The organism is Pseudomonas kielensis (genome assembly GCF_030505375.1).
Classification (GTDB): Bacteria; Pseudomonadota; Gammaproteobacteria; order Pseudomonadales; family Pseudomonadaceae; genus Aquipseudomonas; species Aquipseudomonas kielensis.
The window spans coordinates 5561104-5576373 of sequence record NZ_CP130043.1; the positions used below are offsets into that span (position 1 = coordinate 5561104).

The 15270-nt window shown below is 59.7% G+C and carries 15 protein-coding genes; 9 read left to right on the forward strand and 6 right to left on the reverse strand.

Annotated features, from left to right (window positions below):
• The first annotated feature begins 17 nt into the window (after nucleotides 1-17).
• Complete coding sequence (locus Q1W70_RS25715; RefSeq protein WP_302098302.1) at nucleotides 18-1367, forward strand: DUF1329 domain-containing protein; 1350 nt, start codon at nucleotides 18-20, stop codon at nucleotides 1365-1367.
• A 70-nt stretch (nucleotides 1368-1437) separates the two neighbouring features.
• Here Q1W70_RS25715 and Q1W70_RS25720 read toward each other — a convergent pair whose 3' ends face one another.
• Entirely contained in the window at nucleotides 1438-1659 is a 222-nt protein-coding gene (locus tag Q1W70_RS25720) for a hypothetical protein (RefSeq protein WP_256669976.1), read from the reverse strand.
• Between Q1W70_RS25720 and Q1W70_RS25725 the strand changes: the two genes are divergently transcribed.
• The 5 genes from Q1W70_RS25725 to Q1W70_RS25745 all read left to right on the forward strand — a co-directional run bounded on the left by Q1W70_RS25725 (nucleotide 1582) and on the right by Q1W70_RS25745 (nucleotide 8480).
• The gene (locus Q1W70_RS25725) at nucleotides 1582-2733 is read left to right on the forward strand and encodes an ISL3 family transposase (protein WP_302098917.1); all 1152 of its coding nucleotides are present in this window, start codon (nucleotides 1582-1584) and stop codon (nucleotides 2731-2733) included. The two genes, Q1W70_RS25720 and Q1W70_RS25725, sit on opposite strands and share 78 nt — an antisense overlap.
• Before the next feature lie 215 nt (nucleotides 2734-2948).
• On the forward strand, nucleotides 2949-4457 hold the full coding sequence (locus Q1W70_RS25730; RefSeq protein ID WP_302098303.1) for a DUF1254 domain-containing protein: 1509 nt from the start codon (nucleotides 2949-2951) through the stop codon (nucleotides 4455-4457).
• A gap of 129 nt (nucleotides 4458-4586) precedes the next feature.
• Entirely contained in the window at nucleotides 4587-4718 is a 132-nt protein-coding gene (locus tag Q1W70_RS25735) for a hypothetical protein (protein WP_256669967.1), read from the forward strand.
• Between the two features lie 277 nt (nucleotides 4719-4995).
• Entirely contained in the window at nucleotides 4996-6114 is a 1119-nt protein-coding gene (locus Q1W70_RS25740; protein ID WP_166589340.1) for a WD40/YVTN/BNR-like repeat-containing protein, read from the forward strand.
• Nucleotides 6111-8480 carry an efflux RND transporter permease subunit gene (locus Q1W70_RS25745; protein ID WP_166589341.1) on the forward strand — a complete coding sequence of 790 codons (2370 nt, stop codon included), beginning with the start codon at nucleotides 6111-6113 and terminating at the stop codon, nucleotides 8478-8480. Before Q1W70_RS25740 ends, Q1W70_RS25745 begins: the two co-directional genes overlap by 4 nt.
• 246 nt (nucleotides 8481-8726) lie before the next feature.
• On the opposite strand, the gene Q1W70_RS25750 is transcribed toward Q1W70_RS25745, so the two are convergent.
• Together Q1W70_RS25750 and Q1W70_RS25755 are read right to left on the reverse strand one after the other, a co-directional pair.
• Entirely contained in the window at nucleotides 8727-8861 is a 135-nt protein-coding gene (locus tag Q1W70_RS25750) for a hypothetical protein (RefSeq protein WP_256669761.1), read from the reverse strand.
• A gap of 112 nt (nucleotides 8862-8973) precedes the next feature.
• Entirely contained in the window at nucleotides 8974-9816 is an 843-nt protein-coding gene (locus Q1W70_RS25755) for a helix-turn-helix domain-containing protein (RefSeq protein ID WP_218585149.1), read from the reverse strand.
• A gap of 101 nt (nucleotides 9817-9917) precedes the next feature.
• On the opposite strand from Q1W70_RS25755, the gene Q1W70_RS25760 reads away from it, so the two are divergent.
• The 3 genes from Q1W70_RS25760 to Q1W70_RS25770 all read left to right on the forward strand — a co-directional run bounded on the left by Q1W70_RS25760 (nucleotide 9918) and on the right by Q1W70_RS25770 (nucleotide 13561).
• Entirely contained in the window at nucleotides 9918-11723 is a 1806-nt protein-coding gene (locus Q1W70_RS25760; protein ID WP_166589342.1) for an acyl-CoA dehydrogenase, read from the forward strand.
• A 58-nt stretch (nucleotides 11724-11781) separates the two neighbouring features.
• Nucleotides 11782-12705 (forward strand): SDR family NAD(P)-dependent oxidoreductase, encoded by a 924-nt coding sequence (locus Q1W70_RS25765; protein ID WP_166589343.1) that lies wholly within the window; start codon nucleotides 11782-11784, stop codon nucleotides 12703-12705.
• An 82-nt stretch (nucleotides 12706-12787) separates the two neighbouring features.
• Complete coding sequence (locus tag Q1W70_RS25770; RefSeq protein WP_166589344.1) at nucleotides 12788-13561, forward strand: SDR family oxidoreductase; 774 nt, start codon at nucleotides 12788-12790, stop codon at nucleotides 13559-13561.
• Nucleotides 13562-13671: 110 nt separating this feature from the next.
• Here the strand turns inward: Q1W70_RS25770 and Q1W70_RS25775 are convergent, their stop codons facing one another.
• The 3 genes from Q1W70_RS25775 to Q1W70_RS25785 are packed head-to-tail and all read right to left on the reverse strand — an operon-like array spanning nucleotide 13672 to nucleotide 15249.
• A complete protein-coding gene (locus Q1W70_RS25775) occupies nucleotides 13672-14295 on the reverse strand; it encodes a c-type cytochrome (protein ID WP_166589345.1) in 624 nt (207 codons plus the stop codon).
• Nucleotides 14288-14731 carry a cytochrome c gene (locus tag Q1W70_RS25780; protein WP_166589346.1) on the reverse strand — a complete coding sequence of 148 codons (444 nt, stop codon included), beginning with the start codon at nucleotides 14729-14731 and terminating at the stop codon, nucleotides 14288-14290. Before Q1W70_RS25780 ends, Q1W70_RS25775 begins: the two co-directional genes overlap by 8 nt.
• Complete coding sequence (locus tag Q1W70_RS25785; RefSeq protein WP_110660982.1) at nucleotides 14728-15249, reverse strand: methylamine dehydrogenase light chain; 522 nt, start codon at nucleotides 15247-15249, stop codon at nucleotides 14728-14730. Before Q1W70_RS25785 ends, Q1W70_RS25780 begins: the two co-directional genes overlap by 4 nt.
• Nucleotides 15250-15270: the final 21 nt, after the last annotated feature.

The following is a 15270-nucleotide window of genomic DNA, read 5'->3' on the forward strand; positions in this document are numbered from 1 at the left end:
CTTGACGAGGCAAGATCATGCATAAGAATCTGCTTTCTGCCGCCATTCTCGGCGGCCTCCTGAGCCTGGTAAGCGGCAGTGCCCTGGCCAAGCTGGACGCTGCTGAAATAGCCCGGCTGGGTCAGGACCTGACCCCAGTCGGTGCGGAAAAAGCCGGCAATGCCAGCGGCACCATCCCGGCCTGGACCGGCGGCTTGACCACCCCACCCGCTGGATACGACGCCAGCAAGGGCTATGTCGATCCGTTCGCCAGCGAACAGCCGCTGTACACCGTGACCAAGGCCAACATGGCGCAGTACGCCGACCATCTGACGGTTGGTCACAAGGCCATGCTGGCAAAATACCCCAGCTACAAAATGAACATCTACCCAAGCCACCGTACCGCCGCCCTGCCAGCGGCGGAGTACGCGCAGATCGCCAAGGAAGCCGCCACCGTCGAGCTGGCCGACGGCGGCAACGGCATGCTTAATTACGGAAAAACCAGCGTACCGTTCCCGATCCCCAAGCAGGGCCTGGAAGCCATCTACAACCACTTCGTGCGTTACCGCGACGGTGGCTACACCACCTATCCGACCGAGATGGTGGTGCAGAGCAACGGCAACTTCACCCCAGTACGCCGTGAGCAGACAGCCGTCATGGCTTCGGCCATGGGCAACCCGGAACCGAACCGCCTGTACTACTTCCTGGGCAAGGTCGTCTCGCCGGAAAGTGTGGCCGGCAACCAGACCCTGGTACACGAACCCATCGACCAGACCAGGGAACCGCGCCTGGCATGGTCGTACAACCCGGGTCAGCGTCGTGTACTGCGCGCCCCCGAGGTGTCCTACGATTCACCGCAAGTGACCTCTGATGGCCTGCGCACCCAGGATCAGTTCGACCTCTACAGTGGTGCGCCGAACAAGTACAACTGGAAACTCGTGGGCAAGAAAGAAATGCTGGTGCCCTACAATGACTACAAGCTGGCGGCTCGTACGCTCAAGTACAAAGACATCATCCAGCCCAACCACCTCAACCAGGATCTGGTGCGCTACGAGCCACACCGCGTCTGGGTCGTCGAGGCCACGTTGAAACCGGGCGAGCGCCACATCTACGCCAAGCGTGTGTTCTACATCGACGAGGACAGCTGGAACATCCTCGCCGCCGACCTCTACGACGGCCGCGGCGAACTGTGGCGCACCCAGGAAGCCCACAGCATGCAACGTTACGATGTGCTCTCGGCGATCCACACCAGCGAGGTCAACTATGACCTGCAGGCCAACCGCTACATCGTCTACGGCCTGGACAACGAGGAAAAGGCCACCAAGTTCGGCATCAAAGCCGAACTGAAAGATTTCAGCCCGGCCGCCCTGCGTCGCAGCGGCCGCTAACACCGTCACAACTCCATGTGAACCTTTGGGGTGGCCAGCGCAAGCTGAGCCACCCCCTTTTTTTGGTTCTTCACGGAATCCCGGGAAACACAGAAACAAGAACGCCGATTTGATTGATGATGTTCGTGCGAGCAAACACATCTAACAAACCGGCGTTCTTATGCGCGATATTAATACTTTCCTTCCTTTTTGGGAGGGCTTTTCTGTCGTCACGATCAAGCCTGATGGTGACGCCCTCCAGATCGATCTGACACCCCACGCCACCCGATTCCCTTCCTGTGGCGGGTGCCAAAAACCCTGTTCAACCACGCATGAGTATTGCGAGCGAGTCATTCGTGATTTGCCCATTCTCGGTCGTGCGGTGCGCCTGAGCGTTTTGCTCCGACGCGTTGGTTGCCGCGACTGTGGTAAACGCATGGAGGCCGTCAGTTGGCTGGATCGCTATGCCCGCATGACGCGGCGTCTGGCAGAGGCGGTCATTCAAGCCTGTGAGCGCCTTCCCACGCTGCACGTGGCGCAGATGTTTGGGCTGCATTGGGACACCGTTCGGTTGCTGGAGCGTCGTGCCTTGCAAGCGGCATTGAGCGATCTGCCGAAGGCGCAACCACGGCGTCTGGTGATGGACGAGTTCGCCCTGTTCAAGGGCCATCGTTACGCCAGTGTGGTGCTGGATGCGGATACACGACGAGTGCTGTGGATCGGCGAAGGCCGCAGCCGGGCGGCGGTCAGGCCGTTTTTCGAAGAGCTGGGGCCAGAGGGATGCGCCCGAATCGAAGCGGTGGCAATGGACATGAACACCGCTTTTGACCTGGAGGTTCGTCAGCACTGTCCCAACGCGCGAGTGGTCTACGACCTCTTCCATGTGGTGGCCAAGTATGGCCGAGAGGTGATTGATCGGGTTCGTGTCGACGAAGCCAATCGACTGCGTCATGACAAGCCGGCCCGACAGGTCATCAAGCAGGCGCGTTGGCTGCTCCTGCGCAACCCGCAGAACCTGAAAACACCGGAGCAACAGGTCCGCTTGGAGGATCTGCTGGCGGCCAACCACGCGTTGATGAAGGTCTATTTGATGAAGACTGAACTCAAAACGCTTTGGACGCCGAGCACCGCTTGGGGTTGGCGATCGGCCTGGAAGCAATGGCTGCGCCATGCGCATGAAAGCGAAATACCGGCACTGATCCAGTTCGCCAAACGGCTAAAGACTTACTGGCGGGGCATCGTCAGCCGGGTTCGCTGGCCGATGCACACCGGTCAGTTGGAAGGAATAAATAATCGAATAAAGGTCATCAAGCGAATGGCGTACGGTTACCGGGATAGCGAGTTCTTTTTCATGAAGATCAAGAGCGTCTTTCCCGGTAATCCGTGAAGAACCCTTTTTTTACCTGCGCGCCCCGCTCGCCCATGGCTGCGAACGGCACGCTGCCTGGCATTCATTGTCAACTATCTGGCGTAAGAGGCCCTTAAGGCCTGTGCCTGCGGCGCCATACTGTCCCCTCATGCGGTGGCTGCTGCCCGTTGCCAGCGCAACAACAATAACGAGCCAATAAGGCGGCACGTCTTGACGCCGCACCAGGAGAAACGATGGGCAAATTACCCGACAGCATGGCCAGGAAACTCAACCTTCAACGCATGCTCCCGCACCTCGCCCTGGCCCTGATAGTCACAGCCGGGTTGTTGCCAGCCCACAGTATCGAGGCGGCAGACAAGCGCACTCCGGCACCGGAACTGGGCCAGATGACAGGCCCCGAGGCCAGCGCATTCTACCTGGGGGCCAATGCCATCATCTGGGGCTACCCGAGCATCCTCTTTGAAGACCTGATGCGCCAGCGCACCTCGCCAGACATTATCAAGCTGGGCAACCCACAATCTGCCGTCAACCAGTTTGGCCTGATGCGTCAGCTACGCGGGCCGGAATACAAACAGATTGCCACTCCCAACAACGACACGCTGTTCGCCCAGGCATTTTGTGATGTCAGTCGCGAGCCGTTGGTGCTGTCCGTTCCGGCGGTAGCCGCCAACCGTTACTACACCTTCCAATTGTGGGACCCCAACGGCGACACCTTTGCTTATGTTGGCAGCCGAACGACCGGCCGCGCCGCCGGCCACTACGCACTGGTCGCACCGGGCTGGCAGGGCGAGTTGCCGGCCAACGTCAAGCGCATCGACAGCCCGTCCGACAGCCTGGTGGTCTGGGGTCGCATTGGCGTCGACGGTCCCAAGGATCTGAAGAATGCCCTGGAGATTGAAGATCAACTGCGCCTCACGCCGCTGAGCCAATTCGGCCAATCCGAGCAGCAGGTCGCGCCAGACCTCGATTTTTCCAGGCAGCGGGTAGCCTTCGAACTGCCAAAGGATCTTCCGGAAGGCCTCGAGCTCTACGCCAAACTGGCGCACGCCCTGCAGTTCACCCCACCCAAACCCGGCCAGGACGCCGTTGTCGCGGCCAGCCTGGAACAGATCGGCTTCAAGAACGGCAACCGGGTTTTCGATTACCACTCGCTCACGCCGAGCCAGCGCACGGGGCTGATAAAAGGTGCGCAATTTGCCCTGCACCTGATGGACGTAAGCGCCCAGTCCGGCGGAGCAGACGTCAAGAAAATCAATGGCTGGCGCTGGAGCGCGAAGTCCGGCGTGATGGGTAATGATTACCTGTTCCGCGCCGCCTTCGCCAAGTGGTACACCGGCGGCAATGCGCCCGAAGAGGCCGTTTACATGGACGCGCGCCAGGACGAGCAAGGGCAAGCGTTTAACGGCAAGGGCAACTACGTTCTGCATTTCGACAAGGGTCAGCTACCGCCAGCCAAGGCCTTCTGGTCGGTGTCGATGTACAACCTCGCGGATGGCTCCTTTGTCGAGAACCCGATCAACCGCTATTCGTTCGGCAACCGCACCGAAGCCATCGTGACCAACGACGACGGTTCCCTGGATATCTATCTGCAGCACCAGGTCCCCAGTGACCCCAAGCAAAGAGCCAACTGGCTGCCCGCGCCCGCGGAGGGTTTCTACCTGATCATGCGCATCTACAATCCGGACGAGCGCTTGCAAAGCGGCCGCTGGGCCCCACCGCCCGTCAAACAGCGGAGCCAATAGGACCGAGGATGCGGCCTGCTTGATGAAATCGCCCCACTGGCTGAGCCGCCGGCGCGGCGATTTCATTGATGTTTGCCCTGCACACCGGCAGGCCGCATGCAGACGCCAAGCCTGCCCCTGGAGACGTCGATGACATCACCCATCGACCGGCCGGACGAGAACGTCCTGGCCCTGCCCGCGCTTGCGCTCAATGGGTTTGCCGACTGGCGCCGATTAGCAAAACTCTGGCATGAAACATCCAGCAGCCCAGCCATTCCTTGATTAATACTCGGGCACTTCTGTCGGTCGCCTGGTCTTGTGTACTCCTGCAAGCGTCCGCAGTCTCTCGATCCAGCACACCCCCGATAATAATAAACAGGAGGGCTTGCATGTACCGCGCCCCAGCTTTCAGTGCCTTTGGCAAACGTCCACCCCGCAGGCCTGCACCGTCTCGGCAGCAGCCCTCCCTGGCGTGTTCCCCCCCGCTAGCCGACCCACGCCTCGCCCCCCCACCGACGCCTGAAGGCTCGAGTTTTTTCCGCTTTCACGAGTACTGCGCATGAAAACTTTCTCGCTCAGCGCGCTCGCGCTGTTGATCGCCATGGGCAGCGCCATAGCCGCACCTCAGACCGACCGCCTGGAACGCGCTTCACGGCCATCGGCATTGGCTGATCAGGCCCCACTCACCGACGCCCAAACGCTGGGCACTCAGTTGGTGATGGTCGGCGAAAGCGGTCACATACTGCTGCGCGATGCCGATGGCGTCATCAGCCAGGCGCAAGTACCGGTCGACCTGCTGCTGACTGCGGTGCACTTCCCCGACCCGAGCAATGGCTGGGCCGTTGGTCACGACGGGGTGATCCTGCACAGCAACGATGCTGGCAAGAGCTGGAGTAAACAGCTCGACGGCAACGACATCAGCACGCTGATGCTCACCTGGGCGGAATCCGAAGTCGCGCGCCTGGAAGCAGCCAGTGCTGCCGCGCCCGATGACGAAGCCCTGGTCGCCGCGCTGGACAATGCGCTCTTCGCCCTCGACGACGTCAAGGCCGGCAGCGCGTCCGGCCCCTCCCGGCCGCTGCTGGATGTGTGGTTTCGCAATGCCGATGAAGGCTGGGTGGTTGGCGCCTACGGCATCATCCTCCACACCCGCAACGGCGGTAAAACCTGGGCCTATGTATCCAACCTGGACAACCCCGAGCGCCTGCACCTGAACGCCGTGCTCGGCCTGGCCGATGGTCGTCTGCTTGTCGCCGGCGAAGGCGGTCGCGTGTCCCTCTCCACCGACAATGGCCAGCACTGGCAGCCGTCCCGGCAATTGTCCCAGGCCTCGCTGTACAAGCTGCTGCAACTCAAAGACGGTCAATTACTGATTCTCGGTTTCGGCGGCACCCTGCTCTCCAGCCAGGACCAGGGCCTGAACTGGAAAACCTTGGCGCTGCCGGTACGTGTCGGCCTCTACGGCGGCGAGCAATTGGCTGATGGCAGCCTGGTGCTTGCCGGTCAGGGCGGCGTGCTGCTGTTCAGTCGCGACGGCCAGAAGTTCAAGGCCTGGCAAGGCACAAGCAAGGCCTCCTTGCTCGGCGCCACCGCGCTGTCCCCCGATCACTTAGCCCTGATCGGCAGCAATGGCCTACAAGTCCTGCCCCTGTCCACGTTCAAGGAGCAACTGCAATGACCGCCCAGCAGAACTCGCGGCCAACCCTGCGACCGCTGAAGAAAAGCACCATGCAGCACCTGGTGGACCGCACCGAGCGCGCCCTGTTTCACAATCGCCTGGTCGTGCTGTTGATGTTCCTTGTTGTCTCGGTCGTGCTCGGCATCGCCGCGCTGTCGCTGCGCCCGGACGCCAGCTTCAGCCGCATGATCCCTACCGGTCATCCGTTCATCGTCAACTACCTGAAGTTCGAGGACGTGCTGCGCCCACAGAGCAACGTATTACGGGTGCTGGTGGAAGCCCCCCAGGGCGATATCCTCACTAAAGAATTCCTGGAGACGCTGCGTGAGGTCAACGACAAGATTTTCTACTTGCCCGGCGTCGACCGCGGCAACCTGAAATCGCTGTGGACCCCCAACGCGATGTGGGCCGAGGTGACGACCGAGGGACTGCGCGCCGGACGCGTGATCCCCGACACCTATGACGGCGGCCCCGAGTCGCTGGCGCAGGTTAAACAGAATATCCAGCGCGCCAACTTGATCGGCAGCTACGTTGCCAACGACTTCAAGTCGGTGGTGATCCGCGTGCCGCTGCTCGAGAGCGACCCGGATACCGGTAAACCCCTGGACTACGGCGCCTTTACCCAGGCCCTGGAGCAGCAGGTGCGCGAGCACTTTGCCGATCAGGGCGTCAATATCCGCGTCATCGGTTTCGCCCAGATCATCGGTGACCTGCTGGCCGCCGCCACCGACATCGCGCTGTTCTTCGCCATCACCGTTGGCCTGATCAGCCTGATGCTGTACCTCTATTGCCGCTGCTGGCGCAGCACTGCGGTAACGGTACTGACGTGCCTGCTCACCGTAGCCTGCCAGCTCGGTTTGCTCAGCCTGCTGGGTTATGGACTGGACCCATACTCGATCCTGGTGCCCTTCCTGATTTTCGCCATCGGCATCAGTCATGCAGTGCAAAACATCAACCTGATGATGAGCGAAATGGGCCTCGGCGCCACGCCACTGGAAGCCTCTCGGCGCACCTTCCGCGCCCTGTTCATCCCCGGCACCACCGCCCTGCTGGCGGACGCCGTCGGCTTCATCACCTTGCTGGTGATCGATATCGGCGTGATCCAACAGTTGGCCATCACCGCCAGCATTGGCGTGTTCGTCGCCATCTTCACCAAGATGTTCCTGTTGCCGGTATTGATGTCCTACGTGGGCGTCAGTCCACGGGGTATGCAACAACAGCACAAGCGCACTCACTCCTCGTGGCCGATCTTCCGCCGTGTGGCCGCCGTGGTCGAGCCGAAGGTCGCGGTGCCGCTGATTCTGTTCAGCCTGGTGCTGCTGGGCTTTGGCTATCATGCCCGGCAGGACCTGAAGATCGGCGACTTGGACAAGGGTGCGCCGGAGTTCCGTCCGGATGCGCGTTACAACCAGGACAACGCCTACCTGCTCAATCACTACACCACCAGCACCGACGTGTTCGTGGTGATGTTCAAGACCCCGCAGGAGCAGTGCGCGCGTTATGCCGCGGCTGACCTCGCCAACCAACTGGAAGACACGCTGCTGGAAGTCGAGGGCGTCGAGTCAGTGCAGTCGCTGTACCGTGCCATGCGCTTCAACATTCTCGCGCGGAACGAAGGCAACCCGAAGTGGGCCGAGTTCTCCCGCGACCAGTTCGTGATGAACAACGCACGCTCCGGTGTCGCCAGTGAGTTCGTCGACCCCAACTGCAGCGTCGCGCCGATCAGCCTGTACCTGGCCGATCACAAGGCCGAGACCCTGACGCGGGTGGTCAATGCGATAGAGGCGTTCAGCCAGCAACACGACACCGGCGAGTTCGAAATCTTGCAAGCCGCCGGGAATGCCGGGATCGAAGCCGCCACCAACATCGTGATCAAACACTCGGAAAAGCTCATGCTGATTCTGGTGTTCGTGATCATCTCGCTGGTTGTCTGGTGGGAGTTCAAGTCGTTGAGGGTGACCTTCGCTCTGATGGCCCCGCTTTATCTGTCCACCGTGCTCTGCGAGGCAGTGATGGCATACATGGGCCTGGGCGTGAAGATAGCTACACTGCCGGTCATTGCCCTCGGCGTCGGTATTGGCGTCGACTATGGCATCTACCTGTACAGCCGCATGCAAGGCTTCCTCCATCAAGGCCTGAAGTTCCGCGCCGCGTTCTTCGAAGCGCTGAAAACCACCGGCACCTCAGTGGCCTTCACTGGCGTCACCCTGGCGATGGGCGTCGCCACCTGGTCGTTTTCGGCGCTGAAGTTCCAGGCTGACATGGGTCTGTTGCTGGTACTGCTGTTCATCTGGAACATGGTCGGCGCGCTGATCCTGATGCCGGCCATAGCCTCCATGCTGCTCTATAACAAGAACACCCGCTAACCCCCATCCGATCCCGCTAACAGGGCGCCAGCCGCCCTGTTATGCCATATCGCAGACAGCAAAAAGCACCAGAGTCAGTTAGACGCTAGTGATCGGGATGAGATTTGGAAGATGCAGCGGATTTTGAAGTGGTGCCCCGAGCCGGGGCGATTCACACCGAGGTCGGCGCAATCAACGACATGGGGTGCGATCATGTAGCCGTGCGGCGTTACCAAGTGGAAACCGGCGGGTCACCGTTCAGGGCAACTAGGTCAACACCGAGTGGATAGCCAGGCGCTGATGATCGGCGCTGCCTTTGCCGCATCCCTCGACCCGGACCACCAGATCAAATGGAAGGCAGCGACCGGTTTTGTCGACCTGAACCGTGATCAGATTAGCCATCAGCCCGGGTACCGAATACCAACGAAGCATGCCTGTTGCGAAGGCTAAGGCTGTCGCTACCACAGTGCTGATTGTTCCAATGGCATTAACCATGCGGTTGAGCCACTGCCACTCAGTAGTACAACAGGGGATGTTCCAAGGAGGTAGTTAGCAGCTTTTCAAGGCTCAGTGCGGCATCTTCGGGATAGAGGGTGTTGATGCTGAGCCTGGGTTCGGTCATGTACGCCGCCGGGCCAAGTGCACCCACCATCTGGCTGACGCTGTAGAAGCCTCTGACTATTCCCTGATGCTGAATTTTGACTTTGAAGCTGGCTCTGGGCTCGAGCCTGGAGGCGCGTATTTTCCAGTCAGCTGGAACGTTGGGGTAGCCAAGAATACGCTTCAGGGTCTGATCTTCCTGATCGCTGCCGTTGAGCATGACATGCTGCTTGAACGCCATGATCACCAACGACAATGCGTCTTGCCATTCCTCGCTCAGCGCGCCATCGCTGCCGTCGTTGAACAGAAAGTCATACAAGTTGACGGTTTGCCTGAGCCGCTCGGTATCGACTTTGTCCTGATAGAAGCCTACCCAGGCCTTGTTGACCATCAGGATATTGCCCGCGCCATCAGTCAGGGTGGATGGATACGGGTCCAGCGTCTGCAATGTTCTGAGCATTGCAGACCTTAACCATTTGAGATCCGGGCTGTGAAAGTCCTGCGCTATTTCGTTGGTCGCGTAACCCGCAGCAATGCGCAGATGGCTGCGATCCCTGCGGCCAAGCTTTAGCGCGTCCGCGATTTGGTCGGTCAGCACCTCACTTGGCTTGCTTATCCCGTTTTCCAGGCGACTGACATGTCGAGTCGAGGTGCCGACCATTTCGGCCAGTTGCTCCTGGCTCAGCCCGAAGACTCCGCGCCAGAACCTGAGAAAGTCAGCAAAGCGCTGTAAGTGTTGTGTCTCGGCCATGTCCATTGTTGCGAGAAATCCCTTCTATCAGACATCCCATGTCGTGGTGGCTGGGGCCGGCCTCGGCAAAATGGGCGGGTCTCGTCCATTCTTCGCGGAGTAATACCATGGCGGCCTCCATACTAAACGTCAGAGATCTGCATTTCTATCTGTTCGAGTTGTTCGATGCGCAAGCCCTGACCGCCCGCCCGCGCTATGCCGAGCACAGCAAGGAAACCTATCTGGCGGCCATCGAAACCGGGCGCAAGATCGCGCAACGCTACTTCCTGCCAATCCGGCAGAAGGTGGATGTGCAACAGCCTACGTTCGACGGCAAGCAGGTGCACATGCTTCCCGAGATCAAGCCTGCAATCGATGCCGTTATCCAATCCGGGCTCGCTTGCCCGGAAGCCGATTATGAATGGGGTGGCATGCAATTGCCGGCCATCGTCGCAAGTGTGGCCACTTCTTTCCTGTCAGCTGCTGGCAGCACCACACTGGGTTACACCAGTCTGACCAATGCCAACTGCAACCTTATCGAGGCTCACGGCACGCCCGAACAGATCGCCAAGTGGGTCGTGCCGATGCGTCAGGGCCGGTTCGCCGGAACCATGGCCATGACCGAGCCGTCGGCGGGCTCGGGGTTGGCAGACCTGGCGACCAGCGCGACCAGGACTGAAGAGGGTCGTTACCTGATTACTGGCAACAAGATCTTCATTTCTGGCGGTGATCACAACCTTAGCGAAAATATTGTTCACCTCGTCCTGGCAAGGATCAAAGGCGCGCCCAAGGGCATCAAGGGCGTATCCCTGTTCATTGTTCCCAAGTATCTGGTCGATGAAACAGGTGCGGTCGGCAGCCGCAATGATGTGAGCCTGGCTGGCTTGTTCCACAAGATGGGTGGGCGCGGGCAAACCTCCTGTGCGATCAACTTCGGTGAACAGGGCGGCTCGATCGGCTACCTGGTAGGTGAGGAGAATCAGGGTATTCGCTACATGTTCCACATGATGAATGAGGCACGCATCATGGTCGGAACCAGCGCCGCGCTCACCGCGTTAAGCGGTTATCAGTACTCCCTCGACTACGCGAAGGAGCGGCGACAGGGGCGTTTACCTTCGTCCAGGGATCCGCTCTCTGCGCCCGTGCGGATCATTGAGCATGCGGATGTGCGACGCATGCTGTTGGCACAGAAGGCCTACGCCGAAGGTGCCTACAGCCTGTGTCTGTTCGGTGCACAACTGGCTGACGACGTGCGCACTGCTCCTGACGAGGCCGAGCGCAGAAGCGCAAAGGTACTGCTGGATTTCCTGACGCCGATCATCAAGTCCTGGCCATCCGAATACGGCCCGCGCGCCAATAGCCTGGCGATTCAGGTGTTGGGTGGGCATGGCTATACCAATGAGCATCCGGTCGAGATGTTCTACCGCGACAACCGCCTCAACTCGATCCATGAGGGCACCTATGGCGTGCAGTCGCTTGACCTGCTCGCACGCAAGGTGCCCGCCGACAATATGGCCGGATACACGAACTGTATCAGCAGGATGCGTGACGACATTGAGACGGCCACCCAGCACCCGGCATTGCAGGAGCCTGCGGCTGCGCTTCTGGCCGCCATTCAAGTGCTCGAGGAAACCACCGGTGCTGTTCTTGGCGGCATGCAGAAACTGCACATCGACTTGGCGCTGGCCAATTCGGTCAAGTACCTGGAGCTGTTTGGCAACGTGGTTGTGGCCTGGATGTGGCTCAAGCAAGGCATAGCCGCGAGCGCTGGCCTGGCCAGGGACCCGCATGCGGATGACCGGAACTTCTACCTGGGCAAGTTGCAAGCCCTCAAATACTTCTACGCCTACGAACTGCCAGAGATACAGGTCTGGAAACAGATTCTGTGCGACTTCGAAGATGCCTTCTACATGGCCCGAGAAGAGTGGTTTTGATGGCTGCGGCGTACCTGGTTTGTCCGTTGAATAACCGTATCAATCGCAGAGGTTTCATATGAGTCAGCAATGTATCGATTTCACTGGGCGTGTCGCCATCGTCACCGGAGCCGGAAACGGACTCGGACGCTCCCATGCGCTGGCATTGGCCAGGCGCGGTGCCAAGGTGGTGGTGAATGATCTGGGAGGCGCCCGTGACGGCGCGGGTAACTCGTTGCAGGCTGCAGACGAGGTGGTTGCGCAAATCCAGGCAATGGGCGGCGAAGCCATTGCCAACGGCGCCAACGTTGCCAACTTTTCTGAAGTCGAGGCGATGGTCGCGCAGGTCATGGAGCGTTGGGGGCGGGTCGATATTCTGCTCAACAACGCCGGAATACTTCGCGATAAAAGCTTCTCCAGGATGGACCTGGCCGACTTCAGGCTGGTGATGGACGTGCACCTGATGGGCTCGGTCAACTGCACCAAGGCCGTCTGGGAAATCATGCGGGCGCAGAACTATGGGCGAATTGTCATGACCACCTCCTCTTCCGGTCTCTACGGCAATTTCGGTCAGTCGAATTACGGTGCGGCCAAGATGGCGGTTGTAGGGCTCATGAATACCCTGGCGCTGGAGGGACAGAAACACGATATCCGGGTCAATGCACTGGCCCCCACTGCCGCCACCCGCATGACCGAAGATTTATTGGACAAGACGGTATTTGAACTCTTGACCCCTGAGTCGGTTACCGCAGGCGCGCTACTGCTGTGCCACGAGGGTGCACCGCAGCGCACGATCCTCTGTGCCGGTGCAGGTGGCTATGCCACTACGCGGATTTTCGAGACCAATGGCGTGTTCCTCCCACCTGCCTTGCAGACCCCTGAGAGTGTGCTGGCGATCTGGGACGCTATCTGTGACACCACAGATCAATGCGCCCTGGAGGCGGGCTTCAAGCAGACAGAGAAGTTCCTGTCCAAGGCTGCCGCCAGCTTCGGCAATCAATGAGATCGCACGCCTGAGCGGCGTATCCAATTCAATTTCTGCGCTTGTCCGGTTGACGGACGGGCGCATTTTTCTCGGAGGCAGTATGCAGGATCTATTCAGTTTGCAAGGTCGGGTGGCGCTGGTCACCGGTGGGGCGCGAGGGATTGGCGCGATGATCGCGCGTGCCTACCTGCAATGCGGGGTCAAGGTGTACATTTCATCGCGAAACCAGGAGGAGCTGGCGAATTTTACCAACGCTGTCGCAAGCCTTGGGGAGTGCATTGCGATTCGTGCTGACCTCTCCAGCCTGGAGGGCATCGAGTTTTTGGTCGATGAGATTGGCAAGCGTGAGTCTGGCCTGGACATCCTGGTTAACAATGCCGGCGCTACCTGGGGCGCGGAGTTTTCCGTGTATCCAGAGGCGGGCTGGGACAAGGTTGTGGATCTGAATCTGAAGTCACCGTTCTTTTTGACGCAGCGTCTGCTCGGACTGCTCAAAACTGCGGCTAAAGCAGAGACTCCGTCCCGGGTAATCAATATTGCCTCGGTCAACGGCCTGGTAAATCCCGGCGTCGATAACTATGCGTACTCCGCCAGCAAGGCCGGGCTGATTCATCTGACCCGGCACCTTGCGGTTGATCTGGCTCCCGCTCATATCAATGTCAACGCAATCGCGCCCGGCTTTTTTCACACGAAAATGACCGCTTACGCGGTTGAGCAAGATGCAGGTTCCATCATGGCCATGGTCCCGAGGGGGCGTCTTGGCAATCAGGACGATATGGCTGGCGCTGCCATCTTCCTGGCATCCAGGGCCTCTTCCTGGATCACCGGACATACGCTGGCGCTGGACGGTGGCCTAGTCGCAGCCGCCGGTTGATCAGATAGATTCCAGCGATACCATGAGATTCTGTGACAAGCCGCGATAAAAAACCCTCCGCTGGCAGCGGAGGGTTCTCGGATAACACCGTCAGCCAGGGCTGGGTTACCTTACTTTGGATCAACCCCCAGTGTTTCTATGAAGTCGACCACGGCTCGCCGTTCTTCGTTATTGATCTGCGTGGCAATGGCTTGCATCCACTTGCCCTGGATATCGGAATACTCATCTGCCCCCCGCCAACCCTGAGCGTAATTGTTCAGCTGCTGATCGATATACCAGCCGTCAAGGATTCGCAAATCAGGTGCCTGCAGGTGTGCATAACCTTGGGCAAATTGGCCGTGGCAAGCGGCACAGGTATCCTGATAGCGTGCTGCGCCAACCTTGGCAGTGGCACTGTCAGACTGTGGCGCCTTGGCCAGTTGCAGACCGGCGTAGTGCGCAGCCAGACTGGCGAGTTGCTCTTCACTGAGGCTCTGGGTAATCGCACGCATGCTCTGCCCCGCCTGATCCTGTTGAGCGTAGCCGCGCCGGCCGGCTTTGAAATTCAGCAGCTGACGAGCCAGATATTGTGCGTTCTGCCCCGCCAGGCGCGGTGCGCCCAACGCCTGATTACCCTGGCCTTCTGCGCCGTGGCACACCGCACAGGTTGCACTCAACGCTGCAGTGGGCGCCTCCGTCGCCTGGGTGGCGAGCGGAGCCAGAAACAGTAAGGCCAGGCTGGTCATCTTATTCATCTGCGAATGCTCCACTGTGCTGCTGTTGCTCACGCTGAACGATCTGTTCAAGCAGATGCGCTTGAATGACTGATGGGTTGGCCAGGGGATACTGACGCAAGGTGCCTACTTCAGCAGCGGTATAGGGTTGAAAATCCGCCGGTATCTGTGCCGCACTGAAGCTGTGGAGCATCCAGTTCAGCAAGCGTGCCAGATCAGAATCGGGCAGCGCCGTCTGGGCGGTGCCCGGCACCTGCACCAGATACTCGCGACCGCCCGGCACACTGAGAAAGCTGCCCATCCGATTACGCAAATCTGGCACCTGTCGTGCGGGAAAGCCGCTGCCATCTGGTAAATGGCAACCCTGACAATTGAGCATGTAATCGACCTGAGCCGGCTCGGTCGCCCAACTGCAGCTGCTGGACAGGAGAAGCCCCAGCGCAACTGCGCGAATCATTGTTCCTTCACTCCTATCACGACCGACAGCGAGCAGTGATAAGGCACATTCGCCTGGCTGCCGGTACACCAATTGAGATCATTCGAGCTCTGCGGCCGATAGATCGGCGTGTCGCCCTGATCTCGCTGGCAGATGCAGCGCCCACAATTACTTTTGCCACAACAGTCGTTGTAGGAAATGACGTAGTCCTTGCCGTCCGTGGGGTTTCGGCAGGTGCCGATCCAGGTGATGTCTGACTTCACGGTGCCAGGCGGACAACTGCTGGCCGTGCCACCGCAACATCCACAAAGAAAACCGTCGATCGCACAATGTCTCCAGTAGTCGCAGCTATTGGGATTGCCTTCTTCAGCAATGCCCGTGGAGGCAAAGGCACTGTTGCGATAAACCGGCAGCAGCGTAAAGGCGCCCGCACCGATCAACAGAGTGCCCAGGCCGCCGAGAAAACCTCGACGCGACGTGCTGCGAGCGGTCTGTCGGGTGAGTTTTTCGGTCACTTGATCAAGCCAATTGTTTTCCATCGTCTTTGCCCTCGATGCGTG

Excerpts from the sequence above, each read along its gene's own strand:
- Q1W70_RS25715 (WP_302098302.1), top strand. The coding sequence starts at position 18 with ATGCATAAGAATCTGCTTTCTGCCGCCATTCTCGGCGGCCTCCTGAGC.
- Q1W70_RS25755 (WP_218585149.1), bottom strand. The coding sequence starts at position 9,816 with ATGGACATGGCCGAGACACAACACTTACAGCGCTTTGCTGACTTTCTC.
- Q1W70_RS25785 (WP_110660982.1), bottom strand. The coding sequence starts at position 15,249 with ATGGAAAACAATTGGCTTGATCAAGTGACCGAAAAACTCACCCGACAG.
- Q1W70_RS25735 (WP_256669967.1), top strand. The coding sequence starts at position 4,587 with ATGACATCACCCATCGACCGGCCGGACGAGAACGTCCTGGCCCTGCCC.
- Q1W70_RS25740 (WP_166589340.1), top strand. The coding sequence starts at position 4,996 with ATGAAAACTTTCTCGCTCAGCGCGCTCGCGCTGTTGATCGCCATGGGC.
- Q1W70_RS25750 (WP_256669761.1), bottom strand. The coding sequence starts at position 8,861 with ATGGCTAATCTGATCACGGTTCAGGTCGACAAAACCGGTCGCTGCCTT.
- Q1W70_RS25765 (WP_166589343.1), top strand. The coding sequence starts at position 11,782 with ATGAGTCAGCAATGTATCGATTTCACTGGGCGTGTCGCCATCGTCACC.
- Q1W70_RS25775 (WP_166589345.1), bottom strand. The coding sequence starts at position 14,295 with ATGAATAAGATGACCAGCCTGGCCTTACTGTTTCTGGCTCCGCTCGCC.
- Q1W70_RS25760 (WP_166589342.1), top strand. The coding sequence starts at position 9,918 with ATGGCGGCCTCCATACTAAACGTCAGAGATCTGCATTTCTATCTGTTC.
- Q1W70_RS25780 (WP_166589346.1), bottom strand. The coding sequence starts at position 14,731 with ATGATTCGCGCAGTTGCGCTGGGGCTTCTCCTGTCCAGCAGCTGCAGT.
- Q1W70_RS25745 (WP_166589341.1), top strand. The coding sequence starts at position 6,111 with ATGACCGCCCAGCAGAACTCGCGGCCAACCCTGCGACCGCTGAAGAAA.
- Q1W70_RS25730 (WP_302098303.1), top strand. The coding sequence starts at position 2,949 with ATGGGCAAATTACCCGACAGCATGGCCAGGAAACTCAACCTTCAACGC.
- Q1W70_RS25770 (WP_166589344.1), top strand. The coding sequence starts at position 12,788 with ATGCAGGATCTATTCAGTTTGCAAGGTCGGGTGGCGCTGGTCACCGGT.